Origin of the sequence: Gordonia sp. PDNC005 (assembly GCF_016919385.1) — a bacterium.
In the GTDB taxonomy this organism is placed as follows: Bacteria; Actinomycetota; Actinomycetes; order Mycobacteriales; family Mycobacteriaceae; genus Gordonia.
This window is the reverse complement of record NZ_CP070351.1, coordinates 2,985,130-3,007,120: the sequence shown is the minus strand read 5'-3', so window position 1 is coordinate 3,007,120 and position 21,991 is coordinate 2,985,130. Positions and strand designations below refer to the sequence as shown.

At 65.4% G+C, this 21,991-nt stretch carries 21 protein-coding genes; 17 read left to right on the top strand and 4 right to left on the bottom strand.

The features are described 5' to 3' along the window. Window positions 1–3: 3 nt before the first annotated feature. The 4 genes from JVX90_RS14370 to JVX90_RS14355 all read right to left on the bottom strand — a co-directional run bounded on the left by JVX90_RS14370 (window position 4) and on the right by JVX90_RS14355 (window position 2,807). Window positions 4–660 carry a vitamin K epoxide reductase family protein gene (locus JVX90_RS14370; RefSeq protein WP_205329398.1) on the bottom strand — a complete coding sequence of 219 codons (657 nt, stop codon included), beginning with the start codon at window positions 658–660 and terminating at the stop codon, window positions 4–6. Between the two features lie 6 nt (window positions 661–666). Continuing rightward, a complete protein-coding gene (locus tag JVX90_RS14365; protein ID WP_240193909.1) occupies window positions 667–1,407 on the bottom strand; it encodes a thioredoxin domain-containing protein in 741 nt (246 codons plus the stop codon). A gap of 155 nt (window positions 1,408–1,562) precedes the next feature. Further along, the gene (locus JVX90_RS14360; protein ID WP_205329397.1) at window positions 1,563–2,291 is read right to left on the bottom strand and encodes a thioredoxin domain-containing protein; all 729 of its coding nucleotides are present in this window, start codon (window positions 2,289–2,291) and stop codon (window positions 1,563–1,565) included. Window positions 2,292–2,309: 18 nt separating this feature from the next. Then, entirely contained in the window at window positions 2,310–2,807 is a 498-nt protein-coding gene (locus tag JVX90_RS14355; protein WP_205329396.1) for a hotdog fold domain-containing protein, read from the bottom strand. A 46-nt stretch (window positions 2,808–2,853) separates the two neighbouring features. Here JVX90_RS14355 and JVX90_RS14350 point away from each other — a divergent pair, with 46 nt between their 5' ends. The 17 genes from JVX90_RS14350 (at window position 2,854) to JVX90_RS14270 (ending at window position 21,972) form a co-directional block, all read left to right on the top strand. Further along, window positions 2,854–3,588, top strand: coding sequence for a class I SAM-dependent methyltransferase (locus JVX90_RS14350; protein WP_205329395.1), 735 nt, complete (start codon window positions 2,854–2,856; stop codon window positions 3,586–3,588). 82 nt (window positions 3,589–3,670) lie between these two features. Beyond that, entirely contained in the window at window positions 3,671–4,600 is a 930-nt protein-coding gene (locus tag JVX90_RS14345) for a type IV toxin-antitoxin system AbiEi family antitoxin domain-containing protein (RefSeq protein ID WP_205329394.1), read from the top strand. A 540-nt stretch (window positions 4,601–5,140) separates the two neighbouring features. After that, window positions 5,141–5,446 carry a 30S ribosomal protein S10 gene (rpsJ, locus tag JVX90_RS14340; RefSeq protein ID WP_003938093.1) on the top strand — a complete coding sequence of 102 codons (306 nt, stop codon included), beginning with the start codon at window positions 5,141–5,143 and terminating at the stop codon, window positions 5,444–5,446. A 16-nt stretch (window positions 5,447–5,462) separates the two neighbouring features. Beyond that, window positions 5,463–6,119, top strand: a complete 657-nt coding sequence (rplC, locus tag JVX90_RS14335) for a 50S ribosomal protein L3 (RefSeq protein ID WP_205329393.1) — start codon at window positions 5,463–5,465, stop codon at window positions 6,117–6,119. Further along, window positions 6,116–6,772 carry a 50S ribosomal protein L4 gene (gene rplD / locus JVX90_RS14330; protein WP_205329392.1) on the top strand — a complete coding sequence of 219 codons (657 nt, stop codon included), beginning with the start codon at window positions 6,116–6,118 and terminating at the stop codon, window positions 6,770–6,772. Before rplC ends, rplD begins: the two co-directional genes overlap by 4 nt. A 2-nt stretch (window positions 6,773–6,774) precedes the next feature. Next, window positions 6,775–7,080, top strand: coding sequence for a 50S ribosomal protein L23 (gene rplW, locus JVX90_RS14325; RefSeq protein WP_205329391.1), 306 nt, complete (start codon window positions 6,775–6,777; stop codon window positions 7,078–7,080). Window positions 7,081–7,110: 30 nt separating this feature from the next. Further along, the gene (gene rplB / locus JVX90_RS14320) at window positions 7,111–7,947 is read left to right on the top strand and encodes a 50S ribosomal protein L2 (protein ID WP_205329390.1); all 837 of its coding nucleotides are present in this window, start codon (window positions 7,111–7,113) and stop codon (window positions 7,945–7,947) included. Between the two features lie 16 nt (window positions 7,948–7,963). Beyond that, on the top strand, window positions 7,964–8,245 hold the full coding sequence (rpsS, locus tag JVX90_RS14315; RefSeq protein ID WP_045823701.1) for a 30S ribosomal protein S19: 282 nt from the start codon (window positions 7,964–7,966) through the stop codon (window positions 8,243–8,245). 2 nt (window positions 8,246–8,247) lie between these two features. Then, window positions 8,248–8,655: a 50S ribosomal protein L22 gene (gene rplV, locus JVX90_RS14310; RefSeq protein WP_008376016.1), complete on the top strand. Its 408-nt coding sequence runs from the start codon at window positions 8,248–8,250 to the stop codon at window positions 8,653–8,655. Window positions 8,656–8,658: 3 nt separating this feature from the next. Further along, on the top strand, window positions 8,659–9,471 hold the full coding sequence (gene rpsC, locus JVX90_RS14305) for a 30S ribosomal protein S3 (RefSeq protein ID WP_205329389.1): 813 nt from the start codon (window positions 8,659–8,661) through the stop codon (window positions 9,469–9,471). A gap of 3 nt (window positions 9,472–9,474) precedes the next feature. After that, complete coding sequence (gene rplP, locus JVX90_RS14300; protein ID WP_008376013.1) at window positions 9,475–9,891, top strand: 50S ribosomal protein L16; 417 nt, start codon at window positions 9,475–9,477, stop codon at window positions 9,889–9,891. Then, on the top strand, window positions 9,891–10,124 hold the full coding sequence (gene rpmC, locus JVX90_RS14295) for a 50S ribosomal protein L29 (protein WP_008376012.1): 234 nt from the start codon (window positions 9,891–9,893) through the stop codon (window positions 10,122–10,124). Before rplP ends, rpmC begins: the two co-directional genes overlap by 1 nt. After that, window positions 10,121–10,402 (top strand): 30S ribosomal protein S17, encoded by a 282-nt coding sequence (gene rpsQ / locus JVX90_RS14290; RefSeq protein WP_008376011.1) that lies wholly within the window; start codon window positions 10,121–10,123, stop codon window positions 10,400–10,402. The genes rpmC and rpsQ overlap by 4 nt, the downstream gene beginning before the upstream one ends. A gap of 392 nt (window positions 10,403–10,794) precedes the next feature. Further along, window positions 10,795–12,246 (top strand): ATP-binding cassette domain-containing protein, encoded by a 1,452-nt coding sequence (locus tag JVX90_RS14285; protein ID WP_240193908.1) that lies wholly within the window; start codon window positions 10,795–10,797, stop codon window positions 12,244–12,246. After that, on the top strand, window positions 12,243–13,061 hold the full coding sequence (locus tag JVX90_RS14280) for an ABC transporter permease (protein ID WP_205329388.1): 819 nt from the start codon (window positions 12,243–12,245) through the stop codon (window positions 13,059–13,061). The genes JVX90_RS14285 and JVX90_RS14280 overlap by 4 nt, the downstream gene beginning before the upstream one ends. Beyond that, window positions 13,058–13,882 carry an ABC transporter permease gene (locus JVX90_RS14275; RefSeq protein WP_205329387.1) on the top strand — a complete coding sequence of 275 codons (825 nt, stop codon included), beginning with the start codon at window positions 13,058–13,060 and terminating at the stop codon, window positions 13,880–13,882. The genes JVX90_RS14280 and JVX90_RS14275 overlap by 4 nt, the downstream gene beginning before the upstream one ends. A gap of 179 nt (window positions 13,883–14,061) precedes the next feature. Continuing rightward, a complete protein-coding gene (locus JVX90_RS14270; RefSeq protein WP_205329386.1) occupies window positions 14,062–21,972 on the top strand; it encodes a non-ribosomal peptide synthetase in 7,911 nt (2,636 codons plus the stop codon). Window positions 21,973–21,991: the final 19 nt, after the last annotated feature.

Here is a 21,991-nt window from a genome sequence, read left to right as displayed (position 1 = left end):
AGCTCAGAAGAGCGTGCTCCAGTAGTCCCAGAACTTGACGCCGATGACACACAGGACACCGACGTACCAGACAGGCAACAGCACGACGAGCCATTCACGGACCGAACGTCCGAGTGTGGAGTCCGGAAGTGAACGCGACAGGCTGATCGCCCAGATGATCGGGACGATCGTCCAGACCACCATGCAGTACGGGCACAGCGCGCCGATGCGGAAGGCGCTCTGGAAGATCAGGTAGTGGACGAAGATCCATCCGAGCGACGCACCGATCGTCTGACCGATCCAGTACCAGCGCGGCAGCTTCACTCGGCCGATCGACAGGACCGCGGTGGTGATGATGACGGCGAACGCGGGCAGACCGAGGATCGGGTTGGGGAACCCGAAGAATCGCGCCTGAGCGGTCTCCATCACCGATCCGCAGGAGATGATCGGGTTGAAGTTGCAGGAAAGATCGGCCTGCGGGTTGATCAGCAGTTCGATGCGTTCGATCGTCAGCATCGCGGCCGCGGCGAGTCCGAGGACTCCCAGGACCAACAGGGCCCACGCGGCGACGGTCGACACCGACCGCCGCTCGGTGAGCGAAGCAGTGTTGTTGTGGTCCTCGGCCGGCGCGACGTCCGTTGTGCTCGGCTCCGGGGCGGCGGCCGCCTCCTGATCAGTCATGTCGGGCTACTTGGCTGCGGCGAGGACAGCTGCCGACAGCGCGTCCGGCGTCGAGAGCTCGACGGTGGTGCCGTTGAGTCGCACCCACGGCGTGCCCTTGAAGCCCGGGTCCTTCAGGATCTCGGTGCTGCGAGCGTTCAGCCATGCGCCGAACCGGTTGTCATCGATGCACTGACCCGCGCCGCCCGCACCCGCGTCCTTAGCCCAGCTCTTCAGCGAGTCTGCGCTCGGTCCCGGGCCGCCCTCTTCGGACTGGTTCGCGAACAGGAGGTCGTGGAACTTCTTCCAGGACGCCATGTCGCCGTTCTTGCCCGTGGCTTCAGCGACACACATGGAGGCGTTCGCGGTGTTCGCCGAGTAGTTCGTATCGCGTCCACGGTCGAGGAAGATGATCGGCTTATAGTCGATCGCGACGTTCGGATTCTTCGCGAGCTCGTTCACCGTGGAGCCGAAATTCTGCTCGAATGAGTTGCAGGCGGGGCACTGGAAGTCCTCGACGATGGTCAAGACTGCCTTGGGGGTGGAGCCCTTCGGCGCGGTGGTGATGCGGATCGCGCCGTCCTGGTTCACGACTGACGGGGTCCCGGATGCGCTGACGTTGTCGTCTTCCTGGTTGCTCACAACCGCCCAGATGGCGACACCCGCGGCGATGGCGATCAGGACTACGGCTGCGCCGATCTTGAACATCAGTGAACGACGTCGTTCGGCCTCACGGGGATCGACGATCTTGGGGCGATTCTGGGTCACGGCAGACGGTCCTTCACGGGTCGTGTCGCGCCGGGCATGGGGCCGTCGTCCGCGACGTGGCGTTCTTCGAAGTCAGACTACTTGCATCATCCTGAGAACTTGATGACAGGTTGCGGAGATTTCAGCGTCGACCGTGAGCCCGTCCGATCGGCACATCAATTGCGCTTGGCCTGGTCGATGGCCGACTTCAGGGCGGTTGGTGTGGTCGGCGTGTATGTGTCGCCGTTGATCTTCACTGTCGGAGTGCCCTGGAAAGTCGGGTCGTTCGTCACCGCGCGGGTCACTGCAGACACATCGGAGGAACGCTTCGACTCGAGGATGCAACGATTGGCAGACGGCATTCCCGCGGTCGTGGCGAACTGGGCCAACTGTGTGGTGGACAGTCCCGGACCGCCTTCAGGCGGCTGGTTCTCGAACATGATGCTCTGGAACTCGCGCCAATCCTGGGTGTGCGCTGGTGTCGCCTCCGCGGCGTGCCACACGCAGTGCGAGGCGTTCGCGGCACGCGAGGAGTACCTGTCCGATGACATCCGGTCGAGAAACGAGATGACCCGGTAGTCGACGGCAACGTCGGGATCGCCGCGGTAGGCGTCGAGGACCGGGCCGAACGTCGATTCGAATACCTTGCATGCCGGGCATGCGAGGTCGGCGATCACCGTCACTGTCACCTTCGGCGCCCCGGTGCCGGCGAAGACCCGGAAGGCCTCGCCGTTCTTTGCCGGTGACTCGTCGTCGCCTGGGGCGTCGGTGGTCGACGTCGTCTGATCGTCTCCGCCGAAGGGCTCGTTCGCTGCCCGAACCGGCCTGCCGTCTGTCGAGCACGAGCTGAGGAACACGACGGCTGCGAGGATGAGGACCAATCGGGCACGTGAGGTTCCGGCCATGAGTTCGGATCCTACTGGTCAGGCCGGCGTGACCCACGTCGTGATGTCGCAATGGACCACCTCGGTCGACTCCTTGTCGAGGATGCGGATCGACACGACGACGTCGGTTCCCTCGGTGATCGTCGAGAAGTCGACGGGCTCGGCGAACTCGGCGTGCGCGGTGAGCCGCGTGTTCGCCTTCGTCAGGTACTGAGTGTTCATCGCCTTGGGTATCCACCGGTGCGATGTCGGGACGGACGCCTCCATCAGCATGCCCATCGCGGTCTCGGCGAGGTTGCAGGCGGCGATGGCGTGGAACGTGCCGATGTGGTTGTGGACGCCGAACCATTTCGGCGCGGTCACCCGGCAGTATCCGGGCTCCATCTCCTCGACGAGCGGGAGGATCGTCCCGAAGTAGGGGACTCGCGCGATCATCCCGAGGGAGAACAGGGCGTCTCCGAGTCGGTTGTCGGGCAGCTTGCGGCGAAGCGCGTACGTTGCGCTGTCGCGGTGTGTGTTACTCGGGGTCTCACTCATGTGTGAAGGCTACCGCCTGCCGGACGTGTCTCCTAGAGTGTCGGGCGTGCCCGATGATCAGTTCGACAAGTTCATGCACGTCCACTCCGGTCTTCCCCGGGAGGCTCCGGGGTCGGAGGCGACGCTCGGGCTCCTATTGCAATTGGCGGGCGACCTGCCTGGGCAGCCCCGCATCCTCGACGTGGGGTGTGGCACCGGTCCGGCGGCGGTGCCGTTGGCCGTCGCGACCGGCGGCACGGTGACCGGAATTGATCTGCATGAACCGTTCCTCGCCGGACTCTCAGAGCGAGCTGCGCGTGCGGGCGTCGCTGATCAGGTGACCGGCGTCGCCGCATCGATGGACGACCTCCCCGTCGAACCGGGGACCGTCGACCTGCTCTGGTCCGAAGGCTCGGCCTACATCATTGGCTTCGACGCAGCGCTCCGCGCCTGGCGTCCGCTGCTGTCCGAACGTGGCGTCCTCGTCCTGACCGAATGCGAATGGCTCACCGACACTCCGTCGGACGAGGCCCGCGAGTTCTGGGCAGAGTACGAAGGCATGCGGTCGACGACTGGCAACGTCGCTGCGGCGTGGGAGGCTGGCTATCGGGTGGTCGCGACCTACGTCCTCCCCGACGCCGACTGGGACGAGTACTACGGCCCCCTCGCCGCACGCATCGACTCTCTCCGCGCCGACGGCTTCGATCCCGACGTTCTCGACGCCGCTGCGGCCGAGATCGGTGTCCGCGACCGCAATGCCTCCGACTTCGGCTACACCGCCTACGTCCTGAAACCGAGGTAGTCGTGCGACGGCCTGTGGACAACATGGTCGCGTGAATTTCGTCTTTGTCCGATCATGGTCGGACAAAGACGAGGGGGTCGTCATGACGATTGCACTGCTGTTGCCTCAAGACCGATTCGGATTGGTCAGGCGCGCGGCCGCGCTTGAAGCCGGATGGACCGATGCGATGTTGTCCGCGGCGGTTCGGCGGGGAGAACTCATCCGAGTCGCGACCGGCGTGTATGCGATCGCTGGGGTCGACCTCGACGGGCCCGAAGGTGCAGATCGCCTCTACCGCCTGCGCTCGATCGCAACGGTCAGCAACGCGCGGGATGGAGGTGCGACGGTGCTGAGTCATCAATCCGCAGCCGCGGTTCACGGTCTTCCTCTGTTGAAGCCGAATCGTGAGAACATCCACGTGACCTCGTTGACGCGTGGCGGCGGACTGATCCGCGGTGGGCGAAACGTCCACGGTGGACACCTGGACGAAGCTCAGCTCGTCGACGTCGACGGCATTCGAGTCACCGACGTCGTGCGGACTGCCGTCGACGTTGCTGAGGCCGGCTCATTTGCTCAGGCTTTGACTGTGTTCGACGCCGCATTGCGGGCGGGCGCAGACCGCGCGAGCATCGAGTCCGAGCTCGGTCGTCGTCGTACCAAGGGTGCCCGCGAGGCGAGGCCGGCGATTGTCGTAGCTGACGGCCGTTCCGCGTCGGTCGGGGAGTCGTGGAGCCGCGCACAGATGATCGAAGGCGGCCTCGCGTTGCCGGAACTGCAGGTGGAACATGCTGTTGACGGCGACACCTTCGTCGTCGACTACGAGTGGCACGGCCGCTTGATGGCCGAGTACGACGGTCTTCACAAATACGGACGTCTGCTTCGCCCAGGGGAGACGACAGCTCGTGCTGTCATCCGGGAGAAGCGCAGGGAAGACCGACTGCGGAGGGCCACCGGGCTGGTAATGGTCCGGTGGGTATGGGCCGACCTGGAGAGCCACAGAGTCGCCGCGATCCTGCGGGAATGGCTCGACTGACCTGCCTCATCTCGCTCCTCCCTGCTTCAACTGGACTCGCCTGCCTGAGCTCAGGCAGGTAGGACGCATTGAGGCAGGTAGGAGCGAGATGAGGCGGGTAGGTCGAAACGAACAACCCCATGAGGCGACGGAACGGGAACCTCGCTGCCGTCTCAGGCATCGACCGGGAGACGCATCTCACTGCATCCGACCTGCGGGAACGATTTGAGATCACGGGCGAGGTGCTGCATACTGGTCAGGTTGCCCCGACTGGGGCGCACAAACTTCCAGGGCCGCAACTGTGGGCCGGGTTGTGTAACGCGTGCAATTTGCTGATTGACACGGTCTTGACACGCCCGACCGCGGGGTACCGGAGGCGAAGCCGACGAAAGTCGGCAGCTGGACGAAATAGTCCGGCAGCGTACAACGACAGAAGAACAGCGTCGATCCACCCGATCTCATCGGGGGTGGTCATGTGGCCCAGTTGCCGCCCGTGCATGCACGGGTGTGAGTCGCGCGGTGTTCGTCTGTCGAGAGAAACCAGACGGAAGAGGACACAGCGTGGCGGGACAGAAGATCCGCATCAGGCTCAAGGCCTACGACCACGAAGCGATCGACGCTTCGGCGCGCAAGATCGTGGAGACCGTGACCCGTACGGGTGCACGCGTCGTCGGCCCGGTGCCGTTGCCCACCGAAAAGAACGTGTACTGCGTCATCCGTTCGCCGCATAAGTACAAGGACAGCCGCGAACACTTCGAGATGCGTACACACAAGCGACTCATCGACATCCTCGACCCGACGCCCAAGACGGTTGACGCGCTGATGCGCATCGACCTGCCGGCCAGCGTCGACGTCAACATCCAGTGACGGGGGATCGGAAAAAATGAGCAAGCAGAACGCAACCAAGGGCATCCTGGGCACCAAGCTCGGCATGACCCAGGTTTTCGACGAGAACAACCGGGTCGTCCCGGTGACCGTTATCGCGACCGGCTCCAATGTCGTCACCCAGCTCCGCACTCTGGAGCGCGACGGCTACACGGCAGTCCAGCTCGCCTACGGCGCCATCGACCCCCGCAAGGTGACCAAGCCCGTCGCGGGCCAGTTCACCAAAGCCGGCGTGACCCCCCGCCGCCACCTCACCGAGCTTCGTGTCAACGACATCTCGGAGTTCGAGGTCGGCCAGGAGCTGGGCGCTGACATCTTTGCCGACGGCATCAAGGTGGACGTGACCGGAACCTCGAAGGGCAAGGGCTTCGCCGGTGTCATGAAGCGTCACGGCTTCGCCGGTCTGGGCGCCAGCCACGGTGTGCACCGCGTGCACCGTGCGCCGGGTTCCATCGGTGGCTGTGCAACCCCCGGTCGCGTGTTCAAGGGCATGCGCATGGCGGGCCGCATGGGCAGCGACAAGGTGACCACGCAGAACCTGACCGTCCACAAGGTGGACGCAGAAGCCGGTCTGCTGTTGATCAAGGGCGCGATCCCCGGCCGCAAGGGCGGCGTCGTGGTGGTCCGCGAGGCAGTGAAGGGTGGCAGCAAGTGAGCACCGAAACCGCAACCAAGTTGACGCTCGACGTCCGCGCAGCAGACGGTTCCGTCGCCGGAACCGCCGAGCTGCCCGCTGAGCTGTTCGATCAGACCGCCAACATCGCACTGATGCACCAGGTCGTCGTCGCACAGCAGGCCGCAGGCCGTCAGGGCACGCACGCGACCAAGACGCGCGCACAGGTCTCGGGCGGCGGCGCAAAGCCGTACCGCCAGAAGGGCACCGGCCGCGCACGCCAGGGCTCGACCCGTGCACCGCAGTTCGCAGGCGGTGGCATCGTCCACGGTCCGCAGCCGCGCGACTACACGCAGAAGGTCAACAAGAAGATGAAGGTCGCCGCTCTGCGTGGCGCCCTGTCGGACCGTGCTCGCAGCGAGCGCATCCACGTCATCACCGAGCTCGTCCCAGGACAGACGCCGTCGACCAAGTCGGCACGCGCCTTCCTCGAGCTGCTGAGCGAGCGTCGCAAGTTCCTCGTCGTCCTGACCCGTGAGGATCAGGCCGGCTGGAAGAGCATCGCGAACCTGCCGAACGTGCTGGGCATCACTGCTGATCAGCTCAACACGTACGACGTCCTCGATTCTGACGAGGTCGTGTTCAGCGTTGAGACGCTGGAAGCGTTCGTCGACAAGAACAAGAAGGAGGCCTAGGCATGGCTACGCACGCAAACCCGCGTGACATCATCCTGGCGCCGGTGATCTCGGAGAAGGCCTACGGGCTGATCGAAGACAACGTGTACACCTTCCTGGTGCACCCGGATTCGAACAAGACCCAGATCAAGATCGCTGTCCAGCAGATCTTCGACGTCAAGGTCTCCAGCGTCAACACCGCGAACCGACAGGGCAAGCGCAAGCGCACCCGCTCGGGCTTCGGCAAGCGCAAGAACACCAAGCGCGCCATCGTGACGCTGTCCGCTGACAGCAAGCCCATCGAGATCTTCGGAGGAGCGGTCAGCTGACCGCCCGAGAAGGATTAGGGACTAACACTCATGGCAATTCGTAAGTACAAGCCGACAACGCCGGGCCGTCGTGGTTCGAGTGGCGCCGACTTCTCCGAGGTCACGCGTTCGCACCCCGAGAAGTCTCTGGTGCGTCCGCTCCACAGCACCGGTGGCCGCAACGCCCACGGTCGCATCACCACCCGTCACAAGGGTGGCGGCCACAAGCGTGCCTACCGTCTGATCGACTTCCGTCGTAACGACAAGGACGGCATCAACGCCAAGGTCGCTCACATCGAGTACGACCCGAACCGCACGGCTCGGATCGCACTGCTCCACTACCTCGACGGCGAGAAGCGCTACATCATCGCCCCGAAGAACCTGAAGCAGGGCGACATCGTCGAGTCCGGCCCCAACGCCGACATCAAGCCCGGCAACAACCTGCCGCTGCGCAACATCCCCACCGGTACCCAGATCCACAACGTGGAGCTGCGTCCGGGCGGTGGAGCGAAGATGGCACGTTCGGCCGGTGCGTCGATCCAGCTCCTCGGCAAGGAAGGCCCCTACGCCACGCTGCGTATGCCGTCCGGTGAAATCCGTCGCGTCGACGTGCGCTGCCGCGCAACCGTCGGCGAGGTGGGCAACGCCGAGCAGAGCAACATCAACTGGGGCAAGGCCGGCCGCATGCGCTGGAAGGGCAAGCGTCCCACCGTCCGCGGTGTGGTCATGAACCCGGTCGACCACCCGCACGGTGGTGGCGAGGGCAAGACCTCCGGTGGTCGCCACCCGGTCAGCCCGTGGGGCAAGCCTGAAGGCCGCACCCGCAAGAACAAGGCCAGCGACAAGCTGATCGTCCGCCGCCGCCGTACCGGCAAGAACAAGCGATAATAGGAGGAGGTAAAAAATGCCACGCAGCCTCAAGAAGGGCCCGTTCGTCGACGACCACCTCCTGAAGAAGGTGGATGTGCAGAACGAGAAGGGCACGAAGCAGGTCATCAAGACCTGGTCGCGCCGCTCGACCATCATCCCCGACTTCATCGGTCACACCTTTGCGGTCCACGACGGTCGCAAGCATGTGCCCGTGTTCGTGTCGGACTCGATGGTCGGTCACAAGCTGGGCGAGTTCGCCCCCACCCGTACCTTCAAGGGTCACATCAAGGATGACCGGAAAGCGAAGCGCCGGTAATCATGACTACTGAAACCGATAACGCAGTGCAGACCGCTCGCGCGACAGCGAAGTTCGTTCGCGTCACGCCGATGAAGGCTCGTCGAGTCATCGACCTCGTCCGCGGCAAGAACGTCGACGAGGCTCTGGACATCCTGCGGTTCGCACCGCAGGCTGCCAGCGAGCCCGTGTACAAGGTGCTCGCCAGTGCGATCGCCAACGCGGAGAACAACCAGGGCCAGGATCGTCGCACCCTGATCGTCTCGGAGGCATTCGCCGACGAGGGCCCGACCCTGAAGCGGTTCCAGCCGCGCGCCCAGGGCCGTGCGTTCCGCATCCGTAAGCGCACCAGCCACATCACCGTGGTCGTGTCCGCAGCGGAGAACGGCGGACGTGCTCGTTCGCGCCAGCAGAAGAAGAAGGGAGCCTAAACCGTGGGCCAGAAGATCAACCCGCACGGCTTCCGGCTGGGCATCACCACCGACTGGAGCTCGCGTTGGTACGCCGACAAGCAGTACGCGGAGTACGTCAAGGAAGACGTCGCCGTCCGCAAGCTGCTGAGCACCGGCCTCGAGCGCGCAGGCATCTCGAAGGTTGAGATCGAGCGCACCCGTGACCGCGTCCGCGTCGACATCCACACCGCCCGTCCGGGCATCGTCATCGGTCGCCGCGGCGCCGAGGCCGATCGCATCCGTGGCGACCTGGAGAAGCTCACCGGCAAGCAGGTTCAGCTGAACATCCTCGAGGTCAAGAACCCCGAGGCCGACGCACAGCTCGTGGCGCAGGGCGTTGCCGAGCAGCTCAGCAACCGCGTGGCGTTCCGCCGCGCGATGCGCAAGGCCATTCAGTCGGCCATGCGTCAGCCGGGCGTCAAGGGCATCCGTGTCCAGTGCTCGGGCCGTCTCGGCGGAGCTGAGATGAGCCGCAAGGAGTTCTACCGCGAGGGACGCGTGCCGCTGCATACGCTGCGCGCCGACATCGACTACGGACTCTACGAGGCCAAGACCACCTTCGGCCGTATCGGCGTGAAGGTGTGGATCTACAAGGGTGACGTCGTCGGTGGTCGTCGTGAGCTGGCTGCGGCCGCTCCGGCAGAGGACCGTCGTCCCCGTCGTCCCAGCCGTCCGCGTCGCAGCGGTGCCTCGGGCACCACGGCGACCGGCACCGAGGCCGGCCGCAACGCGGCCGCCGAGGCTTCGGCTGCCGATGCGCCTGCGCCTGCGCAGGCAGAGAACCAGGAGGGCTAGCCCATGTTGATCCCTCGTCGGGTCAAGCACCGCAAGCAGCACCACCCCAGCCTGAAGGGTCAGGCGTCGGGCGGAACCAAGGTCACCTTCGGTGACTACGGCATCCAGGCGCTCGAAGGTGCATACATCACCAACCGTCAGATCGAGTCCGCTCGTATCGCGATCAACCGCCACATCAAGCGTGGCGGCAAGGTCTGGATCAACATCTTCCCGGACCGTCCGATCACGAAGAAGCCCGCCGAGACCCGCATGGGTTCCGGTAAGGGTTCGCCCGAGTGGTGGGTGGCCCCGGTCAAGCCGGGCCGCGTGCTGTTCGAGATGACCTACCCCAATGAGGAGACCGCTCGCGAGGCCCTGCGTCGCGCACAGCACAAGCTCCCCATGAAGACCCGGATCGTGACCAGAGAGGAGCAGTTCTGATGGCACTCGGAATCGCTGCTGCTGAGCTCCGCGAGCTCAGCGACACCGATCTGGTCGACCGCCTGAAGGAGTCGAAGGAAGAGCTCTTCAACCTTCGCTTCCAGATGGCAACCGGCCAGCTCGACAACAATCGACGTCTGCGCACCGTGCGTCGCGAGATCGCACGTGTGTACACCGTCATGCGCGAGCGTGAACTGGGCTTGGCGTCCGGACCGGAAGGTGAAGACGCATGAGTGAGGACCAGAACGTGAACGTCGAAGAGCGTGCCAGCCGCAAAGAGCGGATCGGCTACGTCGTCAGTGACAAGATGACCAAGACCATCACGGTCGAGCTGGAAGATCGCAAGAGCCACAAGCTCTACGGCAAGATCATCCGCACGACCAGCAAGGTCAAGGCGCATGACGAGAACGAGACCGCCGGAGTCGGCGACCGCGTTCGCATCATGGAGACCCGCCCGCTGTCGGCCACCAAGCGCTGGCGTCTGGTCGAGGTCCTGGAGAAGGCCAAGTAGCCTCCTCTCATCCTCTGCGATGACGAGACGAATCGCCCCTTCCCAAACGGGAAGGGGCGATTCTCCTGTTTCCGACAATAGGTCCGGCGCAAGTGGGTCCATATTCTCCAATGCGATCTCAATGCCGACGATCACGCTTACCCCGAGAGGGCACACGCTAATATCGGCGTGTTGCTTCTCGCGCGTGTCGTGTGAGCGAATGTGTTTGGGCTGCAAGGAATCCGCTCCTGGTCAGGGTTGTCCGGCGAGGACGGGCCAATGGCTGTACCGGGAGGCGAGGCATGTGAGCCTTCGCGGGTTGCGAAACGCTGACGTGGTCGTTGGCGATAGTCATAGGGATCTTTACTAGGGTCATAAGAACTACGAATCATCATCAGGACGGGGATCACTCGATGTCAGACGCAGGCGGCCGTCCGGCCGGCAGGGCCGGTCACTCGGCAGCACCGCGTCCGGACTCGGGGCCCCTCGAGCAGACGATGCCGTGGGTCCCGGAGGACGACCCGATCCTGCGACAGCTGCGTGCCTGGCGAGATGACCTCGCGACTCGTGAGCCCGCCGCCCCCGACTCTGCTCCGGTCGAGACCGACGGCGAGTCCCCGGTGTCGGCGGCTTCCCGCGCGGATGCGCCGAACCTCGCCTACTCCGCGGTGTCCGCACCCGCTGACTACACGCCGCAGACGCCGGTGGTCCCCGTCGCGCCGCCCGCTCCGGCGCGTCCTCGTCGGGCACGGCATGCTGCATGGAACGTCATGTCCGCCACCCCGCCCGCCCCGATCGAGTCGGCGGCCGAGCTGCGCCTGGCCAACGAGCGGACCGTCGCATTCCCGTCGATCGACCCCGCCTCGCTCGATGTTCCCCGTGACGTGCCGAATGCGATCGTCGCCAAGAACCTCAAGAAGTCGTTCGGTGACTTCACCGCGGTGCACGACGTGAGCTTCCAGGTGCCCAAAGGCACCATCGTGGCCATCCTCGGGCCGAACGGCGCCGGTAAGACCACCACGGTCAACATGCTGTGCACACTTCTTCCGCCGGACGGCGGCAGTGCGACCGTGGCGGGCCACGATGTGGTCGACGATCCGTCTGGTGTCCGCTCGTCGATCATGCTCACCGGTCAGTTCGCTGCGCTCGACGAAGCACTGACCGGGCGAGAGAACTTGATCCTCTTCGGGAGGCTGCTCGGCCTCACCAAGAAGAAGGCGCAGGAGCGTGCGGACGAGCTGCTCGACGAGTTCGCACTGACCGAGGCGGCCGGACGCCGAGTCGGACAGTACTCCGGTGGTATGCGCCGACGGATCGACATCGCCTGCGGACTCGTCACCTCGCCGGAGGTGGTGTTCCTCGACGAGCCGACCACCGGTCTCGACCCGCGGAGTCGCCAGGACGTGTGGACGCTCGTCGAGCAGCTTCGCGACAGCGGTGTCACCATCCTGCTGACCACGCAGTACCTCGAAGAGGCCGACATGTTGTCGGACAACATCGTCGTCATCGACAAGGGGCGTGTGATCGCCGAGGGCACGTCTGACGAGCTGAAGGCGGAGACCGGCGCCGCGTACTGCGAAGTGACACCGGCGCACCCCGCCTACCTTCCGCGCCTCCGTGCACGCCTGCGCGACCTCATCGGCCCCACCGACGTCGACGACTCCGACCTCGACGAGCGGACAGTGTCCGTGCCCGCACCCAACGGCCCGGAGACTCTCGCCGAGGTGATGCGCCGGACCGAAGCCGCGAAGATCCCGCTCGCCGACATCGCGCTGCGCCGCCCCTCGCTCGATGAGGTGTTCCTCGCATTGACCGCAGAGCGCGCGGCCGGAGATCCGCATGTCGGGGGGAGCGACGCCCAGTGACCGCACAGGCTGATCCTCCTGCGATCACCGATTCCGTCCCGCTGTCGACCGGCACGCGAACTCTTCGACAGTGGCAGACCCTGACCAGTCGTGGTCTGCTCAAGGTGCTGCGCAACGGCGAGTTCGTCTTCGCCTTCGTGGCGCCCGCCTTTCTGGCGCTCTGCTTCTATCTGCCTCTGCGCAAGGTCATGGACTCGACTCCGGGGATGGACTACGGCACGTTCCTCATGCCCATCATCCTGTTGCAGGCGATGAGTTTCGCGGCGACGTCGGCCGCGATGCGGGCGGCTTTCGACGTCAGCCAGGGCATCAACACCCGCTTCCGGGTGTTGCCGATGCCCGGCTGGGTGCCTCTCGCCGCGCGAGTCGTCACCAACGTCGCGTTGCTTCTCGTCTCCATGATCTGCGGCGTGGTCGCGTGCCTTCTGATCGGCTGGCGTCCCAATGGTGGGTTCACCGGCACGGCGACGCTCTTCATTCTGACGCTCGGAATCGGAATGCTCTTGGCACTGCTGTCCGACGGGCTCGGTCTGGTGGCCAACAGTCCTGAGGCCACCAGCCAGATACTCGGATTCCCCACGATGATCCTCGGCATGGCATCGACCGGCTTCGTCCCCGAGTCGCGGTTTCCCGAATGGATCCAACCGTTCGCGCGAAATCAGCCCATCTCGCAGTTCGTCCAGGTGATGCGCGTCGCGGACTCGCCCGATCCCCTCACCTGGTCGGTCGCCGCGCCCACCGTCTTCTGGTGCGTCGGCATTGCGATCGCCGCGGTCCTGATGATCCGAGCGGGTGTCAGGAAGGCCCGCGGATGACCGCCGTCGACGAGATCGTCCAGACGAAACCAGTGGCGAGAGAGTCCTCTGTACGCGCCTGGCTCACCCACAGTGCGGTGCTGACCTGGCGTCAGTTGCTCGTGTACGTGCGAGACGTGCCGACCGTTCTGCAGTCCGTGATCGTTCCCGGTCTCTCCATGGTGTTGATGAAAGTGGTCCTCGGCGACGCTGTCGGCGACGCTACCGGCCAGAACAGTCTCTACGGCACGGTGCCTCTGATGATTCTCATCGGCGCGATGGGCGGGTCGATGGTGTCGGCGGTCCGTCTGAACAAGGAGGGCGCGACCGGGCTGCTCGCTCGCCTGTACGTGCTTCCCATTCACCGCGCAGCCGACCTGACCTCGCGAGTGGCCTCCGAGATGGTGCGGATCTTCGTTCTCACCCTGGTGCTGCTCGCAGTCGGATACGCGATGGGATTCAGGTTCACCCAAGGCCCGGTGGCGGCGATCGGACTGATCTGCGTGCCCATCGTCTTCGGAGCGGCATACGCGGTCTTTGTCCTCGCGCTCGCTGTGAACTCGCCGCCCGGTGCGCCATTGGTGCAGTTCCTGGGGCTGTTCATGAGCGTCTTGATGTTCTTCAATTCCGGATTCTCGCCGGTAGAGGGATACCCCGGGTGGCTGCAGCCGATCGTTGCGAATCAGCCGATGACTCCGGGAATCGAGTTGATGCGCGCTCTCGCCGCGGGTGGTGAGATAACAGCTCCGCTGATCAAACTCACGGTGTGGGCCGCCCTTTTTGTTGGATTGAGTCTCTATCCGGCACTTGTCGGTTACCGGAAGGCGGCCACGAACAGATGACATGGCGAGGCGGCGTGATTCTGAGCGTTTCGGGGTATGCAACGGTCACGATGGAATTAGCTGGATGGAGAGGAACTGGTCCTCCGATCGAGTGAGCAGGAGAGAAGGCGATGGTGGTCCGGTCAGATGATCGGGCACAGGCAGTGCAGACGGCGCACAAGCGGAGAGGTGAAGGACAGATGAGTGAGACGAGCAGCGGGGCCGCCGGCCCGATGTTGCCGCTGACTGCTGCGCAACGCGGCATGTGGTTCGCCGAGAACATGTCGCCCGACTACTCGGTGAACGTCTGCCAGTACCTCGACATCCGCGATCGTGACCGCTCCCTCGACATCGAGCTGCTCATCCGAATTCACGACGAGTCCGCGCGTGAACTCCAGAGTGCGTACACCCGTATCGTCGACATCGACGGAACGCCGATGCAGACTGTCGACTACTCGATGCATTTCACGCTCGAAGTGCTCGACATGCGCACGGCCGAGGACCCGGTCGCCGAAGCACTGGAATGGATGAACACCGACTATCGGCGTCCAGTGGAGTTGCTCGCCACAACGTCGTTGGCCAGGTCCGTCCTCATCCGTATCGAAGACGGACGTGCCTTCTGGTATCTCCGCGGCCATCACGTGCTGCTCGACGGCTACGCAGCTCTCAACAGCACGCTGCGCATGGTCGAGCGCTACAACGCGTCAGTGGCGGGCGAGGATTTCCAGCCGAAACCCCACGCTGATCTCGCGGAACTCGTCGACGACGACATCGCCTATTCGACCGGGTCTCGACGCGACCGCGACCGCGCGTACTGGGTGGAGCGCGCCGCCGATCTGCCCGAACGGGTCACGCTGGCCCAGCATGCCGCCACCGCGCCCCTGTCGCCGATCAATCTGGTGGCGGGCCGAATGATCAACGAGACCTTCCAACAACGCCTCGCCGAACTCGCCGCCGAGCAGTCCAGTTCGCTTGCGGTGCTTCTCACGGCGGGCTTCTCCGCCTACCTCGCCCGGATGACGGGGACGGACGAAGTTGTGCTGAGCGTCCCGGTGACCGGACGTTCGACAGCCAAGACCAAGCGGGCCAGCGGCATGGTGTCGAACATGCTCCCCGTTCGTGCCAGCGCCGCGGCAGACGCCTCCCTCCATGAACTGATCGCACAGATTCAACTCGAGTTGACCGGTGTCTTGAGGCATCAGCGCTATCGCTTCGAGGACATCCGTCTCGACGCGGGGATGCGTGATGCGGCGACGGCGTCGTTCGGGCCGATCGTCAACATGGTGTTCTTCGACAAACCGATCGCCATCACGGGCGCCGACGTCGAGTACCACATTCTCTCGTCAGGAATCCTCGAAGACCTGCGAGTCAACTTCTATCAAGCGAGCCCGACTGCCCCGGTCTTTGTGGATCTGCACGGCAATCCGCACCTGTACACGGAATCGGAACTGGCCGTACACGTCGATCGTTTCCTCGCGTTCTTCGAACGGGCCGTCGCATGTCCGGAGACGAGCATCGGCGAGGTCGACTTGCTGCTGCCCGCCGACGTCGCCGCTCTCGAGAGGAACAGTTCCGGGCCGGCAGTCGACTACTCCTCGGCGGGCAGGAATCTCCTCGAGCGATTCGAACGCCGGGTCGCCGAGAACCCGGACGCCGTCGCATTGAGGTTCGACGGTACCCAGCTGACTTACGCGGAGTTCGACCTTCGTCGGCGACGGCTCGCCGGAAGGCTGGTCGCCGACGGCGTGCGACCTGGCGATCGGGTGGTCGTGTCGCTCGACCGCGGAATCGACCAACTCGCAGCCGTGTACGCAGTGGTCACCGTCGGCGCAGCGTACGTTCCCGTCGATCCGACACATCCTCAGGACCGCCGAGACCTCGTCACCAACGCATCCGAAGCGGTGATCGTCATCGATCCGGACTTCGTCCTCGGGAGTCGACGGCACCGACCCGTCGACACGGTGTCGGTTCCGGGGAACGCCGCCGCGTACGTCATCTTCACCTCGGGCTCAACCGGTGTCCCGAAGGGCGTGCAGGTGCCACACGACGCGGTGATCAACCGCCTCGCCTGGACCGAAGAGCATTACCCGCTGACAGCGGACGACAACGTTCTGTACAAGACGCCGTACACGTTCGACGTGTCCGTATGGGAGCTGTTCTGGCCGCTTGCAGTGGGCGCGACGATCGTGATCGCGAAGCCGGACGGGCATCGCGACCCGATCTATCTCAATCGGGTGATGTCGGAGGAGAGTGTGACGGTGCTGCACTTCGTGCCGTCGATGCTCGACGTTTATCTCGACGACCGCGCATCCAGGCCGATGGACGAGACGCTGTTTCCCGACACCGTTCGACGGATCTTCACTTCGGGCGAAGCACTTACCGGAAACACGGCCGACCAGGTGCTCAGCGGCGGAACCGTCGACCTCGTCAATCTGTACGGCCCGACGGAGGCGGCCGTCGACGTCACCGAACACCGTGTGGCACACGGTGTGACGATGCCGCCGATCGGGACCCCGGTGCCCAACACCGGGGCGCTCGTCCTCGACGACCGCTTGGTTCCGGTTCCGCCGGGGGTGCCCGGTGAGCTGTATCTGACCGGCGTACAACTCGCACACGGGTACGTGGGGCGCACGGGACTCACGAGTGAACGGTTCGTCGCGTGCCCGACGGGACCGTCCGGGACTCGGATGTATCGGACGGGCGACCTCGTTCGGTGGAACGCGGAAGGCGGCCTGGACTATCTCGGCCGTACCGACTTCCAGGTGAAGATCCGAGGCCAGCGTGTTGAACTCGGTGAAGTCGAGGCCGTCCTCGTCGATCACCCGGCCGTCGACGCGGCCGTCGCAGTCGTCCGAGCCGACGTCGCGGCCACACCGACGCTCGTCGGTTACGTGAAGGTCGGTTCGGCGACCACCGCGGAGCCCGAGCTCCTCGCGTGGAGTCGGCGGAGGCTGCCGTCGCACATGGTGCCCACCGCGGTAGTGGTGCTCGACGATTTCCCACTCAACTCGTCCGGTAAGACCGACCGACGTGCACTCCCGGCGCCAGTGCTGAGGACGGCGGCGTACGAGCCGCCCCAGACCGAGATAGAGATGGAACTCGCGGGAATCATCGCGGACGTCCTCGGGGTCGATCAAGTGGGCCGTCGTGACAACCTCTTCGAATTGGGCGGCAATTCGCTCGTCGCCGCACGGCTCGTCACGCGGGCGCGTGACGGTCTCGGTGTGGACCTCCGACTGACCGACGTGTTCGAGGCCGCGGATCTCGCAGAACTGGCCGCTGGTGCGATCCACACGGACCACGACGCCGACTCACCGCTCGTGCGAATCGATCCCCGACCGAGTCGGATCCCGCTGTCGACGGCGCAGTCTCGACTGTGGTTGGTCAACCAGATCGATCCGACGTCGGCGACCTACAACATGCCCGGAGCCGTTCGACTCGGAAACGACGTCGCAGTCGACGCGCTCGCCGAGGCGGTCCGCGATGTCGTGAGCCGCCACGAAATTCTTCGGACGCGGTTCGTGACCGTCGACGACGGGACACAGGTCCAAGTGATCGACGACGTCTCGAGCGTCCGCCGGGCGATCGACATGCGGCCGACCGAGGTCGACGACATCGACGTCGCGATCAGGGCGATCGCCGACGCCGGATTCGACCTCACGGTAGAAGCCGGGTTTCGAGCGCGACTGATCCGTGACGACCGCGGGTACGTGCTCGTCGTCGTCGTCCATCACATCGCGGCAGACGGACAGTCGTTGATTCCGCTGATCAGCGACCTCGGGGCCGCTTACGCCGCCCGGCGGGCCGGTCATGCGCCCGATCTCGACGCGGATGGCCTCCAGTACGCCGACTATGCGCTGTGGCAGGAGGAGCATCTCGCCGGGGTGGGCTCGACGACCGTCGCCGACGACCTCGACTTCTGGCGCGTCGAACTCGCCGACCTACCCGAATTGCTGCCGCTCCCGACCGATCGTCCGCGACCTGCGGTCGCCAGCGGACGCGGCGGCTACGTCGACCTCATCTCCGACGGAGTCTTGACGAACGGCGTCCGAGACCTCGCGAAGACCGCGGGCGTCACCCCTTTCTCGGTGATCCACGCCGCGATAGCGGTTGTACTCGCCCGATGCAGCGGAACATCGGACATCGCCGTCGGCGTCGCCGTAGACGGCCGGCGAGACGACAGGCTGAACAGGCTCGTCGGCATGTTCATCGACACCGTGGTGCTGCGCACACGAGTCTCCGAACGAACAGTGCTCGGCGACTTCCTACGCGATGCGCACCGAGTCCGTGCCCGCGCGATGGCCCGGGCGACGGTGCCCTTCGAAAAAGTGGTGGAGGCGCTCGCGCCGGCACGATCCGCCGCGCACACCCCGCTCTTCCAGGTCGGTCTGACGATGCTCACCGACACGGCGTCTGCTTTCGCCGGCGACACCACGGGATTCGAGATCCTCGACGCCCGAGTGCCTGCGGCCAAGTACGACGTGTCCGTGACCGTCGTCGAGAGGGCCGACGAACTCGCATTCGAGATCTCCTACGCGACGGACCTGTTCGATGAGGCCACCGCCCGGTGGTTCGGCAGAGCAGTACTGCGGGTGCTCGGTCAGTTCGTCGACGCCTCGCTCGAGGTGCCGGTCGGCGCGTTCGACATCGTCGACCAGCGGTCCTTCGCTGCGCTCACCCGGTCGGCGAGCCCGGCAGTCGCCGCGGTCCCGCTCGGGGAACTCTGGGATCTTCACGGGGCCACGACACCGGGCGCGGTGTCGGACGGGACAGTGAGCCTGACTCGCGCTGAGTTCGACGCGGCATCACATCGTCTGGCACGGACACTTCTCGACCGGGGCGTCGGACCGGGAGATGTGATCGCCGTCAGCGAGCCGCGCAGTGTCGCAGCGGTGGTCGGATTGGTCGCGGTGACGCGGACCGGCGCCGCTTTCGTGAGCGTCGATCCGGCACTGCCCGATGAACGTCGAGTGGAGATACTCGCCGACTCGGGTGCGATCCTCGGGCTTGGTTCGTCCCCGGTCGGTACCGTCGACTGGCTCCCGATCATGGGCCCGGACATCACCGGACCCGACGCTGCGGTCGCACCGGGCGAGTTGCGTCGCGCAGTCCGGGCAGACGATGTCGCATACCTCATCTACACGTCCGGATCGACGGGCAAACCGAAGGCGGCGGTCGTCAGTCATCGGGGTCTGGCCAACCTGATCGAGAACCAGCGTGCGATCCTCGGCCTCGACCAGGCGAGTTCGGTGTTGCAGGTCGCGGCGCAGAGTTTCGATGCGTCGGTATTCGAGATCACGATGGCTCTGTGCTCCGGAGCGGCCCTCGTTGTGAGCCCTCCGGAAGTGTTCGCGGGCGACGAACTCGTCGACGTGATCTCCCGAGGCGCAGTCACTCACGCGGTGATGACGCCGTCGGTGATGGCGGGCCTCGACCCCGCGACGCTTCCCAGCCTGCAGACGGTGATCAGCGTGGGGGAGGCATGCCCCCCGGACCTGGTGGAACGCTGGGCGTCCGCGGGGCGGCGGTTCTTCAACCTGTACGGTCCGACGGAGTCGACGATCTGGGCGACGGCCGCGGGGCCGCTGCGCGGCGGTGACGAGGTGACGATCGGCGATGTCGTCCCCGGCGTCGGCGCGCTAGTGCTCGACGGGGGACTTCGGCCGGTCCCGGTAGGAGTCTCCGGCGAGCTCTACCTGACGGGCGACCAGCTGGCCCTGGGCTACCTCGATCGCCCGGACCTCACCACCAGCAGGTTCGTCGCCGCGCCGTTCGGACAACCGGGCACCAGGATGTACCGGACGGGTGATCGAGTCACGCGACTGTCCGACGGAAGCCTACGGTACCTCGGACGTACCGACTTCCAGCTGAAACTCCGCGGCATGCGCGTCGAACCGGGCGAGGTCGACGGCGCTCTGACCTCTCATCCGGACGTCGCCGCGGCATTGACCGTCGGAATGGACGGGCCGTCCGGTGGCACCGTGCTGGTGTCGTACGTCGCTCCACGGGACGGCGTCGACCTCGATCTGGAAGGACTGCGCGCACACGCCACGGATGTGCTTCCTTCCCACCTGGTTCCGCACACCGTCGTCCCGGTCGACGCTTTTGCGACAAACGCGGTCGGTAAGGTCGACCGCGCGGCTCTTCCTGCGGTCGACTTCTCTGCGGGGCGTGAATTCGTCGCGCCACGGGACGACGCCGAACGGCTGGTCGCCGAGGTGTTCGCGACTGAACTCGGCGTCGATCGTGTGAGTGTCACCGAGAGTTTCTTCGACATCGGTGGAACGTCGTTGTCCGCTGTCGCCGTCAGCGGGCGACTCGGCTCCCTCCGCGGACGCAGAATCGCGCTCCGCGACGTATTCGACAACCCGACGGCCGCTCAGCTTGCGGCCTTCCTCGCGGGTGCCGAGTTCGGGACAGACGAACCGCTGCGGCGAAGGACCGACACCGCACCGGTCCCGACCTCGGGCACCCAACGCTCGATGTGGCTCGTCAACCAGAACGACCCCGAGTCCGCCGCGTACAACATCGCGATGGCACTGCGTCTAGACGGGCTTCTCGACGTATCCGCGATGCGCGCCGCGCTCGGTGACGTCGTGAGACGTCACGAAGCGTTGCGGACGGTGTATCCGCTGGTCGGTGACGGTCCGGTCCAAGTTGTCGTCGACGCGGAGACGGCGGTGGCGCGCATCGAGATGACAGTCGTCGACGTTGTCGGCGACCTGGGCGATGCCGTCGCCGGGGTGACCGGTCGCGGGTTCGACGTGGTGCACGACCTCCCCGTCCGCGCAGCTCTGTTGCGTCTGGACGACGCGCACCACGTGTTGGTGCTGTCGATCCATCACATCAGCGCGGATGGTGCGTCGATCGCACCGCTCGCCACCGACATGATGTCGGCGTACGCCTCCCACGTCGACGGCGCGGAGCCCACATGGACCGAGCTGCCCGTTCAGTACACGGACTTCGCCGCCTGGCAGGCCGAACGTCTCGCGGCGGTCGGTGCGGACGGACGGACCCTGGCGGACCGTCAGCTCGACTTCTGGCAGGATGCGCTCGACGACGCGCCGGCGAGTCTGGACCTGCCGACTGACCGGACCAGGCCGACGCAGCCGTCGTTCGCCGGTTCGGCCGTCGACTTCAGCATCGACCACAGGGTGATGCGCGCACTAGACGACATCGCTGCGGCGCGAGGCGCCTCGGTTTTCATGGTCGCGCACGCCGCATTCGCGGTGCTCTTGTCGCGACTGGCCGGGCAGCACGACGTCGTCATCGGCACCCCGTACGCGGGCCGGAACCATCCGCTCGTCGAACGGCTGGTCGGCATGTTCGTCAACACTCTCGCGCTCCGCACCCGAGTGGAGCCGGGGGAGCGTTTCATCGACGTTCTCGACAGGGTGCGGGTCGCTGATCTCGCGGCCATGGCAAACTCCGACGTCGCGTTCGACGACATCGTCGAACGACTGTCGGTCGACCGGGCCGGCGGGCGCACGTCGCTGTTCCAGGCGATGTTCGTCTTTCAGAATCTGCAGTTCCCGGTCGTGGAGATGGCCGGTGTGACTGTGAGTCCCGAGGACGAACGGCTCACGTCGGCGAAGGTCGACGTTCAGCTGACACTGTTCCCCAGTGACCCGAAGCTTCCCAGTGACCCGAAGCATCATGAGGAGGCCGACGGTGTCCGCGGTCAGCTGATCTACGCCACCGAGCTCTTCGACGAGGCGACCGCGGAATCGATGGTCGATCGGTTCCTGCACGTCGTTGCGGCGGTCGCCGCGGATCCGGAGGTGATCGTCGGCGACATCGAGCTCGACGACCGACCGGAGCCCGTGGTCGAGGAGGAGTCGCAGCGGAGCCTGGCCGAACTGGTTGCGGAGGCCGCAACTGCGACGCCGAGCGCAGTCGCCGCCGAACTCGACGGCACCGCGGTCACGTTCGGCGACATCGGGTCCACGATCGAGGCGCTGGAGGGCGCGATGCCGGGCACGGACCGCGACTCGCTGCTGACGATGACCGTGATGAGCCTGCTGCCGACGGTCTCTGCGGGCGGTCCGGACGCGCTCGGTGGTGTGCTCGCGATGCTCCGTGAGAACGCCGCACCCGCAGACGCACGATAGTTGTACGACGAATGGGAGA

Bases quoted from the DNA above. Each gene is read 5' to 3' on its own strand.
- JVX90_RS14370 (WP_205329398.1), bottom strand. From the start codon at position 660: ATGACTGATCAGGAGGCGGCCGCCGCCCCGGAGCCGAGCACAACGGAC.
- rplP (WP_008376013.1), top strand. From the start codon at position 9,475: ATGTTGATCCCTCGTCGGGTCAAGCACCGCAAGCAGCACCACCCCAGC.
- rplB (WP_205329390.1), top strand. From the start codon at position 7,111: ATGGCAATTCGTAAGTACAAGCCGACAACGCCGGGCCGTCGTGGTTCG.
- rplW (WP_205329391.1), top strand. From the start codon at position 6,775: ATGGCTACGCACGCAAACCCGCGTGACATCATCCTGGCGCCGGTGATC.
- JVX90_RS14285 (WP_240193908.1), top strand. From the start codon at position 10,795: ATGTCAGACGCAGGCGGCCGTCCGGCCGGCAGGGCCGGTCACTCGGCA.
- rplV (WP_008376016.1), top strand. From the start codon at position 8,248: ATGACTACTGAAACCGATAACGCAGTGCAGACCGCTCGCGCGACAGCG.
- JVX90_RS14360 (WP_205329397.1), bottom strand. From the start codon at position 2,291: ATGGCCGGAACCTCACGTGCCCGATTGGTCCTCATCCTCGCAGCCGTC.
- rpsS (WP_045823701.1), top strand. From the start codon at position 7,964: ATGCCACGCAGCCTCAAGAAGGGCCCGTTCGTCGACGACCACCTCCTG.
- JVX90_RS14275 (WP_205329387.1), top strand. From the start codon at position 13,058: ATGACCGCCGTCGACGAGATCGTCCAGACGAAACCAGTGGCGAGAGAG.
- rpsQ (WP_008376011.1), top strand. From the start codon at position 10,121: ATGAGTGAGGACCAGAACGTGAACGTCGAAGAGCGTGCCAGCCGCAAA.
- rpmC (WP_008376012.1), top strand. From the start codon at position 9,891: ATGGCACTCGGAATCGCTGCTGCTGAGCTCCGCGAGCTCAGCGACACC.
- rplC (WP_205329393.1), top strand. From the start codon at position 5,463: ATGAGCAAGCAGAACGCAACCAAGGGCATCCTGGGCACCAAGCTCGGC.
- JVX90_RS14345 (WP_205329394.1), top strand. From the start codon at position 3,671: ATGACGATTGCACTGCTGTTGCCTCAAGACCGATTCGGATTGGTCAGG.
- JVX90_RS14355 (WP_205329396.1), bottom strand. From the start codon at position 2,807: ATGAGTGAGACCCCGAGTAACACACACCGCGACAGCGCAACGTACGCG.
- JVX90_RS14270 (WP_205329386.1), top strand. From the start codon at position 14,062: ATGAGTGAGACGAGCAGCGGGGCCGCCGGCCCGATGTTGCCGCTGACT.